The organism is Ensifer sp. Root278 (assembly GCF_001429285.1).
Lineage (GTDB): Bacteria > Pseudomonadota > Alphaproteobacteria > Rhizobiales > Rhizobiaceae > Ensifer.
Map to the genome: position 1 here is coordinate 139,283 of NZ_LMJJ01000023.1, position 13,519 is coordinate 152,801.

Annotated in this window: 10 protein-coding genes; 5 read left to right on the forward strand and 5 right to left on the reverse strand. The window is 62.7% G+C overall.

Annotated elements, in window-relative coordinates; translation table 11 throughout:
* Position 1: 1 nt before the first annotated feature.
* The 3 genes from urtC to urtA form a co-directional block, all read right to left on the reverse strand.
* Positions 2–1,162, reverse strand: a complete 1,161-nt coding sequence (gene urtC / locus ASE60_RS17130) for an urea ABC transporter permease subunit UrtC (protein ID WP_057251748.1) — start codon at positions 1,160–1,162, stop codon at positions 2–4.
* Positions 1,159–2,775 (reverse strand): urea ABC transporter permease subunit UrtB, encoded by a 1,617-nt coding sequence (gene urtB, locus ASE60_RS17135; RefSeq protein ID WP_057251749.1) that lies wholly within the window; start codon positions 2,773–2,775, stop codon positions 1,159–1,161. The genes urtC and urtB overlap by 4 nt, the downstream gene beginning before the upstream one ends.
* Before the next feature lie 179 nt (positions 2,776–2,954).
* Positions 2,955–4,247, reverse strand: coding sequence for an urea ABC transporter substrate-binding protein (gene urtA, locus ASE60_RS17140; RefSeq protein ID WP_057251750.1), 1,293 nt, complete (start codon positions 4,245–4,247; stop codon positions 2,955–2,957).
* A 352-nt stretch (positions 4,248–4,599) separates the two neighbouring features.
* Here urtA and ASE60_RS17145 point away from each other — a divergent pair, with 352 nt between their 5' ends.
* Complete coding sequence (locus ASE60_RS17145) at positions 4,600–5,946, forward strand: adenylate/guanylate cyclase domain-containing protein (RefSeq protein WP_057251751.1); 1,347 nt, start codon at positions 4,600–4,602, stop codon at positions 5,944–5,946.
* A gap of 18 nt (positions 5,947–5,964) precedes the next feature.
* Here ASE60_RS17145 and ASE60_RS17150 read toward each other — a convergent pair whose 3' ends face one another.
* Both ASE60_RS17150 and ASE60_RS17155 read right to left on the reverse strand, forming a co-directional pair.
* A complete protein-coding gene (locus tag ASE60_RS17150; protein ID WP_057251752.1) occupies positions 5,965–7,899 on the reverse strand; it encodes a DUF5054 domain-containing protein in 1,935 nt (644 codons plus the stop codon).
* Positions 7,900–7,910: 11 nt separating this feature from the next.
* Positions 7,911–8,951: a LacI family DNA-binding transcriptional regulator gene (locus ASE60_RS17155; protein ID WP_057251753.1), complete on the reverse strand. Its 1,041-nt coding sequence runs from the start codon at positions 8,949–8,951 to the stop codon at positions 7,911–7,913.
* 232 nt (positions 8,952–9,183) lie between these two features.
* Here ASE60_RS17155 and ASE60_RS17160 point away from each other — a divergent pair, with 232 nt between their 5' ends.
* The 4 genes from ASE60_RS17160 (at position 9,184) to ASE60_RS17175 (ending at position 13,517) form a co-directional block, all read left to right on the forward strand.
* Positions 9,184–10,545 carry an extracellular solute-binding protein gene (locus tag ASE60_RS17160; protein ID WP_057251754.1) on the forward strand — a complete coding sequence of 454 codons (1,362 nt, stop codon included), beginning with the start codon at positions 9,184–9,186 and terminating at the stop codon, positions 10,543–10,545.
* Between the two features lie 116 nt (positions 10,546–10,661).
* Positions 10,662–11,570, forward strand: coding sequence for a sugar ABC transporter permease (locus tag ASE60_RS17165; protein WP_057251755.1), 909 nt, complete (start codon positions 10,662–10,664; stop codon positions 11,568–11,570).
* Positions 11,570–12,400, forward strand: coding sequence for a carbohydrate ABC transporter permease (locus tag ASE60_RS17170; protein WP_057252095.1), 831 nt, complete (start codon positions 11,570–11,572; stop codon positions 12,398–12,400). The genes ASE60_RS17165 and ASE60_RS17170 overlap by 1 nt, the downstream gene beginning before the upstream one ends.
* A 13-nt stretch (positions 12,401–12,413) precedes the next feature.
* Positions 12,414–13,517, forward strand: a complete 1,104-nt coding sequence (locus ASE60_RS17175) for an ABC transporter ATP-binding protein (RefSeq protein ID WP_057251756.1) — start codon at positions 12,414–12,416, stop codon at positions 13,515–13,517.
* Positions 13,518–13,519: the final 2 nt, after the last annotated feature.

Below are 13,519 nucleotides of genomic sequence, written 5' to 3' on the forward strand. Positions count from 1 at the left end.
CCTACTCCGCCGCAATGGGTTCAACAGCAAGATTGTCCGGCGTTTCGCCCGTCTGCGCCCTACGCTCAGCACGCCGGCGGGCGAAATAGGCGCTGGCCGTTCCGACGACGCCCTTCGGCAGGAACAGGGTGACGAGCACGAAAAGACCGCCGAGGGCGAAGAGCCAGAATTCAGGAAACGCAGCGGTGAAGATGCTCTTGCCGCCGTTAACGAGGATGGCGCCGACGATTGGGCCGATCAGCGTGCCGCGCCCACCGACCGCCGTCCAGATCACCACCTCGATCGAATTGCCCGGTTCGAACTCGCCGGGATTGATGATGCCGACCTGCGGCACATAGAGCGCACCGGCGATGCCGGCCATCATCGCCGAGACGGTGAAGGCGAAGAGCTTGATGTGCTCCACCCGGTATCCGAGGAAGCGGGTGCGGCTTTCCGCGTCGCGCACGGCGACGAGCACCTTGCCGTATTTGGAGCGAACGATCGCCGAGGTGAGGATGAGGCAGAGCGCCAGTATCAGCGCCGAGACCGCGAACAGTGTGGCGCGTGTGCCATCCGCCTGGATGTTGAAGCCGAGGATATCCTTGAAATCGGTCAGCCCATTGTTGCCGCCGAAGCCCATGTCGTTGCGGAAGAAGGCGAGCAGCAGCGCATAGGTCATCGCCTGGGTGATGATCGAGAGATAGACGCCGTTGACGCGCGAGCGGAAGGCGAACCAGCCGAAGACGAAGGCGAGCAGGCCCGGAACCAGCACCACCATCAGCGCGGCGAACCAGAACATGTCGAAGCCGTACCAGAACCAGGGCAGTTCCTTCCAGTTGAGGAACACCATGAAATCCGGCAACAGCGGATTGCCGTAGGAGCCGCGCGCACCGATCTGGCGCATGAGATACATGCCCATGGCATAGCCGCCGAGCGCGAAAAAGGCGGCATGCCCAAGCGAGAGAATGCCGCAGAAGCCCCAGACAAGATCGAGCGCCAGCGCCAGCAGCGCATAGGTAAGATACTTGCCGAACAGCGAGACCAGATAGGTCGGCACGTGCAGCGGATGATCGGGCGCGGTCAGAAGGTTGAGCGCGGGTACGAGGATGGCGAGGCCGAGGAGGATCGCCACGACGACGAGGATGCTGCGGTCCAGCGATTTCATGAGAAACGACGTGATCATGCTTCGACCGCCCTTCCCTTGAGTGCGAAGAGCCCGCGCGGTTTCTTCTGGATGAACAGGATGATCAACACGAGCACGAGGATCTTGCCGAGCACGGCGCCGGCATAGGGTTCGAGGAACTTGTTGAGGATGCCGAGCGAGAAGGCGCCGACGAGCGTGCCCCAGAGATTGCCGACGCCGCCGAAGACGACGACCATGAAGCTGTCGATGATGTAACCCTGGCCGAGATTGGGCGAGACGTTGTCGATCTGCGAGAGCGCGACGCCGGCCATGCCGGCGATGCCGGAGCCGAGCGCAAAGGTCAGCGCATCGACCCAGGGCGTGCGGATGCCCATGGAGGAAGCCATGCGGCGGTTCTGGGTCACGGCCCGCATCCGCAGGCCCATCGATGTCCGTTTCAACAGGAAGAGCAGAGCGGCAAAGACGGCCAGCGCAAAGACGATGATCCACAGCCGGTTCCAGGTGATCGTCAGCCCGCCGAGATCGAAGGCGCCGGACATCCAGGAGGGATTGCCGACCTCACGGTTGGTCGGCCCGAAGATCGAGCGCACCGACTGCTGCAGGATCAGCGACAAGCCCCAAGTGGCAAGCAGGGTTTCCAGCGGGCGGCCATAGAGGAAACGAATGACGCCGCGTTCGATTGCAAAGCCGACGGCCCCGGTGACGAGAAAGGCAAGCGGCAAGGCGATCGCCAGCGACCAGTCAAAAAGCGCGGGATAGGAATTGCGCACGACCTCCTGCACCATGAAGGTCGTGTAGGCGCCAAGCATGACCATCTCGCCATGGGCCATGTTGATGATGCCCATGACGCCGAAGGTGATGGCAAGCCCGATCGCCGCCAGCAGCAGAACGGAGCCGAGCGACAGGCCGTACCAGACATTCTGGCCGGCGCTCCAAAGCGCCTGGGTCTGTTCGATGCGGGCGATCGCCGCCTCGATATCGGGTTTGAGGGAAGCATCGGCAGTGGCCAGCGCGGATGTCAGAACGGCAAGCCCGTTGCGCCCATTGCCCTCGGCAAGGAGTGTTATCGCCTGGCGCTTTTCATCGTCGCCTCGCTCCGACAGGAGGAGCGTCACGGCTCTCGCCTCGTCGAGAACCCTGCGAACTGTTGCATCCTTTTCGGCCGCAATCGCGGTCTCGATCGCCTCGAGCGCATCGGCATTCGGCGTCTGCAGCATCGACTGCGCCGCCTTCAGTCGGGCGCCGGCGTCATCGCTGAAAAGGGTCAGGCCGCCGAGCGCACTGCGCACGGCGCGGCGCACCGCATTGTTCACCTTGACCTTCTGCATCGCCGCCTTTGGCGCTTGCCCAGCTTCCGTTCCCGTCACGGGATCGACGAGCAGCAGGTCCGCGCCTTGCGCCTTGACGAGGAAGACCTTGCCATCGGATTTGCGCTGATAGAGCTCTCCCTCGCCCAGTGCCTCCAAAACGGGAATGACCTTGGCGTCACCGGTCTTGGCGAGCGCCGAGATCCGCTCGTCCATTTCCGAAAGTTTCGCGGCGCCGAGCTGGTCGACCAGCGCGCCAAGGTCGTCCGCCGCACGCAGACCGACCACGTGGGTCGATATCAACAGGCACAGCGCAACAAACAGGATCTGCAGAATTCGGTACATTACCCTCTCGCTCGGGTCTTGCCGTGTCGCGTGGGCGACGGGCGTTTCGGTCGAGGATTTCACGTTAAGATCCCTCCGCCCGGCCGCATCATCGGACGGAGGGATGCTTGCCCCCGGATTTCGTCATGCAAGGATTGGCCGGGCGGACTGCCCGCCCGGTCTATGACTCGGTGATGAAATCAGGAGCCTTTGCCGCCGCATTTGCCGGTGGCGACGTTGAAGTTGCCGCACGACATCGGCGCGCGCCAATCGGAGATCAGGTCCTTCGAGTCGGGCAGATAGTCGGACCATTCGTCGCCGACGACGAGCCCGGGGGTTTCCCAGACGGTCTCGAACTGGCCGTCGCCCTGGATCTCGCCGATCAGCACCGGCTTGGTAATGTGGTGGTTCGGCATCATCGTCGAATAGCCGCCCGAGAGGTTCGGCACGGAGACGCCGATCATCGCGTCGAGAACGGCGTCGGTATCGGTGGTGCCTGCCTTCTCCACTGCCTTCAGCCACATGTTGAAGCCGATGTAATGCGCTTCCATCGGGTCGTTGGTCACGCGCTTGTCGTTCTTGGTATAGGCCTTCCAGGTTTTGATGAACTCGGCATTGGCGGGTGTGTCGACCGACTGGAAATAGTTCCAGGCGGCGAGATGCCCCACGAGCGGAGTGGTATCGAGGCCGGCGAGTTCCTCTTCGCCAACCGAGAAGGCGACGACCGGGATATCCTCGGCCTTGACGCCCTGGTTCGCCAGTTCCTTGTAGAAGGGTACGTTGGCATCGCCGTTGATGGTTGAGACGACGGCGGTCTTCTTGCCGGCCGAACCGAACTTCTTGATGTCGGAAACGATCGTCTGCCAGTCGGAGTGACCGAAGGGCGTGTAGTTGATCATGATATCCTCGGGCTTCACGCCCTTGGAGATGAGATAGGCCTCGAGGATCTTGTTGGTCGTGCGCGGATAGACATAGTCGGTGCCGGCGAGCACCCAGCGCTCGACGCTTTCGTTCGCCATCAGGTAGTCGACGGCCGGGATCGCCTGCTGGTTCGGAGCGGCACCGGTATAGAAGACGTTGCGCTGGCTTTCCTCGCCCTCGTACTGGACCGGATAGAAGAGGATCGAATTGAGCTCCTCAAACACCGGCAGGACCGACTTGCGCGACACCGAGGTCCAGCAGCCAAAGACCGCCGAAACCTTGTCGACCGAGACCAGTTCGCGCGCCTTTTCGGCAAAGAGCGGCCAGTCGGACGCCGGGTCGACGACGACGGCTTCTAGTTTTTTGCCGAGCAGGCCGCCCTTCTTGTTCTGCTCGTCGATCAGCATCAGCATGGCATCTTTCAACGTCGTCTCGGAGATCGCCATGGTGCCGGAGAGCGAATGCAGGATGCCGACCTTGATCGTGTCATCGGCGGCGAAGGCGCCGTTGAACGCCGTCGTCGACAGGACGGCAGCTAGGAATGCGCCGGTGACGCTTGCCTTGATATTCATCTGATGGAACCCCTCTCGTTCTGGAGCAACTGGGCTTTCGGTGCTTTTTAGCCGTTGCTTGAGGGGATCATCGGACAGCCACACTGCACTGCACATACGTCATTCTACGTAGGCGCCGGGGGCAAAGAGGAACGGCCGACGACGGGAAGGCCGAAGCTCACGCGCAATCGTCCCCGTCCATGCTTGACCTTGCCACCGTTGGAAGCTCTAGAAACGGACAGGCCAACGGCATCGGACCGAGCGATCGCGTCACGGAATCGACGTGAATCGACTGTCAGCAAAGGCTGGCAACGACAGCAACGGTCGAACTTGCGCGGGGGGCAGGGTGTTTCAAATCTCGGGGCCGACAGGCATGACGTCTTCATTACATCCCCATTGGGACTTCGCCCGCGAGATGCGTTCGATCCTGCTTCGCTTCGTCGCTTTCGGCATCCTGCTCGCAAACCTGCTGCTCGGCGGCAACGAGGGCGCAGAACGGATGCACGCGATCGTCGTCGTCAGCTATCTCGCGATCAGCATCGCCTCCGTGGCGACGGCCCACTACCTGCCTGGCCGTTCGTGGCTGAAGACCTTTTTCGTGGTCCTCGACGCCCTGTTGGTCGCGCTGCTGCTCTACGCGCACATCCTCGCCGGGCCGGTAACGGAAAACCACAATCTGACGACCACGGGCCTGGTCGTCGCCTTTATCCTGCTCGTCCATGTCGGCCTGAAGCTCGAACGACGGCTCGTTCTCATCTTTTCAAGCATCGTGCTCGTTGCCTGGGTGGCGATGCTCGCTACGACCGCCGCAAGGCATCAGGCCGCCGGCACGCTTTCCCTGCTCGGGTCGTTCTTCAACCAGGATCTCGGCCTGACTGTCAGCTTCGGTTTCACGGCCTTTGCCATCTATCTTCTCCCGCGCGATCACGACCGGACCCGCAAGGAAGCGCTGAAAGCGGATCAACGACGCCAGAACCTCTCCCGGTTTTTCTCGCCGCTGGTGGTCTCGGCGCTGCAGAAAAAAGGCGATGCGCTTGGCCCCGAACGCCGAGACGCTGCGATCATGTTCGTCGACCTGCGCGACTTCACCCTGTTTTCCGAGACAGCCCCTGCTCCTGAACTCGCCTTCGTCCTGGCGGAATACCGTCAGCTCGTCTCCCAGACGATCTTCGAGCATGGCGGCACGGTGGACAAATTCATTGGCGACGGTGTGATGGCCGTCTTCGGCCAGCCGAGGCCGATGGACGACGACGCGGATCGGGCGATGGCCTGCGCGCTTGATCTCGTCGACGCGCTAAACGACTGGAAGAACCACAATGCGCTAAACGGCCACCCCGCCCTCGATGCCGGCATCGGCCTGCACTACGGCAAGGTCGTCGGCGGCGTTCTGGACAGCGGTTGCCACAGCGAATTCACTGTCATCGGCGATGCAGTCAATGTCGCCCAGCGCTTGGAAAGCCTGTCCAAAGCACTCGACGCGCCACTGGTGGTGTCGGCCGCGCTGATGGCGCGCCTCAGGGCTCCGGTTCCACCCGCCAACTGGGTGGCGCAGAACGACGTCTCGCTACCCGGTCGCAGGCTGCCTGTCGATGTCTGGTATCTGCCCCGCCACGCCGGCAGCATGTCCGCCGCGTCGACGTCCCCCTATGAGAGCGGCACCATGCAAACCGCTCTCAGGGGACCGGTTTTCCAATCAACCGATACCGACACCCGCACGTAATAGTCCATGCCTCGTCTGTTACCGGCCACCGAGGCTGAGCTTGAAGCGTGTGGTGAAATCACCGCCCCACCACATCGGAAAGTTGGTGCCCCATTTGTTGTTGTGGATGTTGAACCGGACCCCGCCGGAATAGTCGGGCAGGTCCTTGCAAAAGGCCATGAACGGCCACGCCTGAGGTGCGGCGAGCGGCGTGTCGAGGTTCTCGACCAAAAGTTCTGCGCGCTCTTCCGTTCGCCCGCGGACAGCCGTGACCGCCTGAAGTTGGGCACCGCCGGCGCGGGCGAAATTGTCGGTCGCGTGCCAGAGCCCCATCTTGCGCACGATCCACTCAGAGCGCCCCTCGGGTGTGAACGACAGGAAGCTTGCTTCCGGCATACGGTTGGCATTCTTGCCGTAGAGCGTCAGCCGGATATCGAGGCCGTCCTTCCCGCCGGAGAATTCAATGGCGATCTCAGCCGGTGCGCCGAATTGCTCGACCGCCTCGGCCGGCATTGCCGCGACGATCGACGTCGCCGTCGTGCCCCGAAGCTTAGGTGAATAGGTTTGCGAACGGGCCTCCGCGACCTGGGCAAGCCCGGGCTTGTCATGATCGAGCACCGCCCAGTCCATCCAATGCGTCAGGTAGGTATCCATGTGACGGCGCACATCGCCGGCATCATAACTTTCGTAGCGATAGGCGATCAGCGAGCCGTTGGCGCCGCGGATCGTTCGACCGTCGGGCGCTGTCAGCGCGGCAACGTCGCCCGTTACCGGATCGAGGTCGATGACCCAGCCGCCAACGTCAAGTCTTGCTGCAGCACTGCCAGGTTCGGGCCGCGGCGAAACGGCAAGCTCGGCAAGCGCCGCTTCGGCGCGCGCGGCATCCTCCGCATCCAGCTCCGCAACGGCCTGGTCGAGATAGGCGCGCTGCTCCGCCCAGGATGCCTCCGTATAGTGGAAACGAGGATCCGTCTTTCGCGCCGCCTCGAAAGCCGGGCGCGCCCAGGCCTTTTCGTCGCGCAGGAAAGATTTGATATCGACGCCGCAGGTGTGTTCGGCAACCAGCGCCAGCTTGCGCCCGAAGGCCTGACGGCTCGCCGTCATCCGCTCCTCAGCGAAGCGACCGTAGAGCCGCTGCAGTGCGAGATAGCGGGAGATCTTTTCCGGATCGGTGCCGCTGCCGTGGATCCAGCTATCGCCGAGTTCCTTTTCCACGACCGGGAAGCGCTCGCGTGCCTCCCACATCAATGCGCCGTAGTCCTCAAGCGTCGCGGCGCGCACGCTGGCGCCGGGCTCGTGCTTCAGGATCTCGCGATAGGCTTCGGCCGTCTGCGACACGCTCTGCGGTCCGATATTGTCGCTCGTATGGGCGAAGCTCAGGCCGTCGGAAATCCCCTCCGGGAAATAAGTCTCGCCATAGGAGCGCTGGTACATGACGACGATTTCCGCGCCATCAGGCGCCCGCCAGCGGTAAACGTCAGGGATTTCCGGCGGCGGCGAGGCCGAGTTCACGCCGATGTGCAAGAAGCGTACGCCGGCTTGCGCCAAGAGCGGCACCATGCCGAGCGTATGGCCGGGCACGTCGGTCATCTTGGCGGCGATCGTCTTCAGGCCGAAGCGGCGGTCGAGCTCCTGCGCATAGGAAAGCCCGGTGCGAAAAAGGTCCGGCGACATCAACTCCGTATGCGTCGTGAACGGCAGCGCGTGCCAGCGGATCAGGCCGCGCTCGATCGCCTGCTCCAGCCGCGCGACCTCTTCCTTCGAGCGAGAATTCAGGTGATCCCAGATCAGCCAGGCGCCTGTCGTCCAGACGAACAGCGGCTCGTCCGGGTTCTCATTGTAGAAGTGTGCGCCGGTTTCGATCGCCTGCGGAATGAAGCGCTCGTGATACTGCTTTCGGATCTTCTCGGCGTGATCGGTAAAGCCGATGTCGAGATGGGTCTTGAAGACGACGTGGATGCGTTTTTTGGTCATGTTCGCTACCTTCAGCCGACGGTGCCCCGCACGATCAGGCGGGTGTTGAGTGTCTCGGTAAACGGCTCGGCATCGGGCGCACGAAGCCGCATCAGGATGAGGCGGACGAGCGCACGCACGCGCTCTTCGAGGTCGATGCGCACGGTGGTGAGGTTGTAGCTCTTCCAGTGCGCCTGCGGGATGTCGTCGAAACCGACGACCTTGACGTCCTCAGGCACCGAAAGCCCGAGCTCGTGGCGCAGCGCGTCGATCGCGCCGAAGGCGCCGACGTCATTGGCCGCAAAGATCGCGTCCGCACCATCGCCGACCCGGAAGAGGTCGAGCGTCGCCTGATAGGCTGTGTCATAGGTGTAATCACCCGCAAGCACGATCGGCGCATCCATGCCGCGTTCGGCGAGCGTCTCCTTGAGAGTGCGCTCGCGCTCGGCATTGGCGAGTGACTGCGCCTTGCCGCCGAGGTAGGCGATGCGGCGCGCGCCGTAACCCTGAAGCAATGCAACGGCCTGCTCGATGCCGTTCTTCTGTCGGACAAGCAGCCGATCGTAGAGCGTGCCCGAAGCCGCGCCCGCGAACTGCTCGACGTCGTCGTAGATGACGTAGATCGGCACGGCGCGATCGAGAAAACCACAGAGCACATCAGGCAGGATGTTCTCGGTAAAGGCGATCACCGAGTCCGGATTGAAGCCGCGCATATAGGTGAGCAGCCGCGGATCCATGCTGAAATCGGCCTTCACCTTGAACAGCAGCGTGGCGAAGCCTTCTGCCTGAAGCGCGGTCGTCAGCGCGTCGATCTCCTGGCTCTCCCAGGGACTGCAGACATCCGGCACGATCATGCCGACGAGGTGCGAACGTCCGGTAACCAGCGAACGCGCCGCCATGTCGGGCGTGTAGTTTAACTCGCGCGCCACCTTGAGAATGCGGTCACGTTTTTCCGGCTTCAGCGAGGCGTTCGGGTTGAAGGCCCGGGACACCGCGACACGGGAGACATTGGCCGCGCGCGCCACCTGGTCTGCGGTGGCTCGGGCAGCTTTCTTTTCGGCGCGATCGTTCATCTATCCGTCACAAAATGAAAACGTGTTCACTCACAAAAGAGGACAACTCGCCGATTTCGTCAAGTGGAATAGAAATTCTCCCGACAATCGCAGAAAGAACTCCTGGTCCGTGTTGACAAAGATGAAAGCGTGTTCATTCTTGATCGTCGTCGGGACAGCGGACCTGGAGGAGGACCGGACTGTCGCAGCCAGACACATGGGTCCTTGAGAGGATCGACCGGGAGGAGAAAACATGCGTACCAGGTTTCATTCCCTATTGCTCAGCGCAGCCGCGGCCATCGCCTTTGCCGCGCCGGTGAGCGCCACCGAACTCAACATCACCTGCCGCTGCATCATCGGCGGCGTAAACAGCGGCATGGCCGAGTGGATCGAAAAGAAGGTCATTCCGGCCTTTACCGAGAAGATGAAGGCCGAAGGCAAGGACGTCACCGTCAAGCTCACCCAGTTCGGCGGCGAGGACGAGCAGCTGACGCAGCAGCTCGCGCTCGATTTCTCCACCGGCGCCGGCCCTGATGTCTCCGGCTTCGACGGTTTCCTGATCCCGAGCTTCGTCCAGGGCAATCTCCTGAAGTCGCTCGAGGAAGTGGCCGGCCCAGACGTTCCGAAGTGGGAGGGCTGGCGGCATATCTCCGACGGCACCAAGGCGCTGATGAGCTACCAGGGCAAGCCCTATGGCATCGCGCTCGGCACCGACGCCCGCATGATCTTCGTGCGCAAGGACCTGTTCAAATCGGCCGGCCTCGATGCCGACAGCTGGCAGCCGAAGTCGTGGGAAGAGCTGCTCGACGCCGCCCGCAAGATCAAGGCGGCCGCCCCCGACAGCTTCCCGTTGCAGCTCAACGCCGGTGTCTCCATGGGCGAGGCGACCACCATGCAGGGCTACTGGATGGCGCTGCTCGGCACCGGCGAACAGGTCACCGACGACAGCGGCAAATATATCGTGTCGAGCCAGGGCATCCTCGACACGCTGAAGCTCTACAAGACCATCTATGTCGACGACAAGCTCGGCGACCAGCGCGCGCAGCTGCTTGCCGACGGCCGCAACCGCACCTTCGCCAATTTCCGCGATGGCAAGACTGCGATGCTCGTCGAGGGCGACTGGTTCTATCGCTCGGTCACAGCACCCGGCGCCGAATTCGCCGTCGCCGATCGCGACAACACCATGACCTGGAAGAAGATGCCCGCCGCAGCACCCGGAAAGGGCTTACGCGGCCAGGATTTCGTCACGATGTCCGGCGGCACCGGCTTCGTCATCAATCCGCATACGGACGCGCCTGTCGAATCCTGGGCGCTGCTTTCCTTCATGAACAGCAAGGAGCAGCTCGACGCGTTCCAGGAAATCCAGCCGGCCATCCGTATCCGCGACGACGTGGCGATCCCGAACTCGCCGTTCCTGACGGAAACGGCAACGACGCTGCTGCCGATCACCACGGCCCGTCCGAACGACGCCAATTACAACAAGGTCTCGACCGAGATCCAGCGCATGACCGAAAGCGTCGTTTCCGGCGAGCTCTCGCCCGAGGACGCGATGGCCCAGTACAAGGCGGCCGTCATCGCCATCGTCGGCGAAGAAAACACCGTCAGCACGCTCTAAAGCCAATGCGGGATGTGGCCGCAACGGGGCCCTCATCCCGCTTCGATCCAACGACAGAGCGCCCGGCTGCCATCCGTGGCCGGGCTCCCGATCCAGGATATGGGCATGAAACGCGCATGAAGAAATTCTCCCTGCTTTCGACGCGCGCCGGCGCGCTTTTCCTGGCACCGGCCACGGCCCTCGTCGGGGTCTTCGTCATCGTTCCCTTCTTCTGGGTGATCTTCGTTTCCTTCACCAACCGCACACTGCTCGGCCGCACGGCCGTCGACCCCGATTTCGTCGGCCTGCAGAACTATTTCGCGCTCTTCAATCCGGCGACCTTCTTTACCCGCGGCCAGTTCGGGTTTTCGCTGATCCTGACGATCCAGTTCGTGCTGCTCTCGGCGCTGATCGGCCAGGCGCTGCTCGGGCTGCTGCTCGCCTGGCTCAGCCAGACGGTCACGCCGACGCTCAAATCCTTCCTGCAGACCGCGGTCATCGCCGCCTGGATCTTGCCGGAGGTGGTGATCGGCTTTGCCTGGTTCGCGTTCCTCGATTACGACAACGGCACGCTCAACATGATCCTGCGCGGCCTCGGTCTGCCGCCGGGCGACTGGCTGCTGCAACAACCGTTCTGGGTGATCGTGTTCTTCAACACCTGGCGGGGCGCCGCCTTCTCGATGATGCTGTTTAATTCGGCCTTCCAGTCGATCCCGCCGAGTTATTTCCAGGCAGCCGATGTCGCAGGCGCCACCTCGTGGCAGAAGCTGCGCGACATTGCGCTGCCGCTGATCCGCGGCCATGTCGTCACCGATCTGATCCTCATCACCATGTGGACCTTTAACGTCTTCACGCCGTTCCTGCTCACCCATGGCGGGCCGTCCTATCGCACCGAGATCCTGTCGATCTACACCTACCGCATCGCGTTCAAGGATTTCGAGTTCGGCAAGGGCGCTGCCGTCGGCGTGGTCATCATGCTGATCAATCTCGCCTTCGCGCTCGTCTATCTTCGCCTTGCCCACAAGAAGCCGGTGGAGGCGGAATGATGCAGAAGACTCAGAACATCTTCGTGCGGCGCGCGATCTTTGCGGCCGCTGCCACCTTCCTCGGCACGGTCTTTGCGCTGCCGCTCGTCTGGTTCGTCTTTGCGCCGTTCAATGCCCGTGCCGAACTTGGCCTTGCCATACCGTCGCCCTTCACGCTTTCGAACTTCGCCACCGTCTTCCAGAACACCTTCGCGATGCAGGCGCTGCTGAACAGCCTCATCCAGGCGGCGGGCGGCGTGGTTCTGGTTGGTGGGGCGGCAACGCTTGCCGCCTACGCACTGTCGCGCTCGCCGATCCCCGGCAAGGGCGCCGTCACCTATATCCTGCTGCTCTTCTCGTCGGTCGTTTCAGGCTCGGCGGCGATGGTGCCGATTTTCCTCATCATCTCGGCGGCAGGCCTGATCGATACCCATCTTGCCGTCATTCTCGTCTTTGCCGGCGGGCTGTTGCCGACGGCGATGTTCATTCTTCGCGATTTCATCGACGCCATCCCGCGCTCCTATGAGGAGAGCGCCATGGTCGCCGGCGCCTCGCCGCTGCAGGCGTTCTTCGATGTGGCGCTGCCGGTCATCCGGCCGGGCATCGTCGTGGTTGTCGTCTGGGCCTTCGTCAACATCTGGGGCAGCTTCCTCATCCCCTTCATCCTGTTGCGCAGCGACAAGCTGATGCCGGCATCCGTCGCGATCTACTCCTTCTATTCGGAGGCCGGCACACCAATCGTCACGCTGCTGGCTGCCTATTCGCTGATCTATTCGCTGCCCGTCATCGCCCTCTATCTCTTCGTGAATTGGAAATTCGGTTTCCGGTTCTTCGGTGGCATCAAGTCGTAATCGGAAATCTGTCATGGCCTCTGTCGAATTCCAGAACATCTCCAAGACCTTCGGCGCCTTCGTCGCCGTGCCCGACATCAGCTTCCAGATCGCCGACGGCGAGTTCATCTGCCTGCTCGGCCCGTCGGGCTGCGGCAAGACGACGAGCTTGCGCATGATCGCGGGTCTCGAAACGCCAAGCTCCGGCCGGGTGATGATCGGCGGCAGGGACGTCACCTATCTGCATCCGAAGGACCGCGGCATTTCCATGGTCTTCCAGGACTATGCGCTCTATCCGCACATGAACATCGCCGACAACATCGCCTATCCGCTGAAGGTGCGCGGCGAGGCCGAAACCAAGCGTCATGCCCGGGCAAAGGATGTGGCCGACGTGCTCAAGATCGGCGACCTTCTGAAGCGGTTGCCGAGCCAGATTTCCGGCGGCCAGCAGCAGCGCACGTCGCTCGCCCGCGCACTGGTCTATCCGAGCGAAGTCTATCTCTTCGACGAACCGCTCTCGAACCTCGACGCGAAGCTCCGGCTCGAAGCCCGCGGCTTCCTCAACCATCTGCAGCGCGACATGGGCATGACTGCCGTTTACGTCACCCACGACCAGGCGGAAGCGATGGCGCTCGCGACCCGCATCGCCGTCATGGACAAGGGACGGATCGTGCAATTCGCCCCGCCGATCGAGATTTATCGCCGGCCGGCGACCACTTTCGTCGCCAATTTCGTCGGCAACCCGCCGATGAACCTGGTTCCGGTCGAGGCGTCCGTAGGCGACGGCGCGCTGCATCTGCGCGCCGACGGACTTCAGGTTGCGCCGATCGAACTCACCGACGCCGTCGCCAAGGCGGCGAGATCAGGCAAGATGACGCTTGGCGTGCGCCCGGAGCACCTACGCATCGCCGGCGCCACCGACCACAACATTCTTTCCGGCGAGCTCTTCGCCAACGAGAACATGGGGCCGGAAAGCCTCGTTACGCTCGAGCGCGGCGACAACGGCCGCGTCACGGCGCGCATTTTCACCGATGACGAAATCAAGGTCGGAACCTCCGTGCACCTCGCCTTTGACGCCAGGCACGTCACCCTCTTTGACGACACCGGCGCGCGCATTCCCGCAGCCGACGAGCGCTGAGG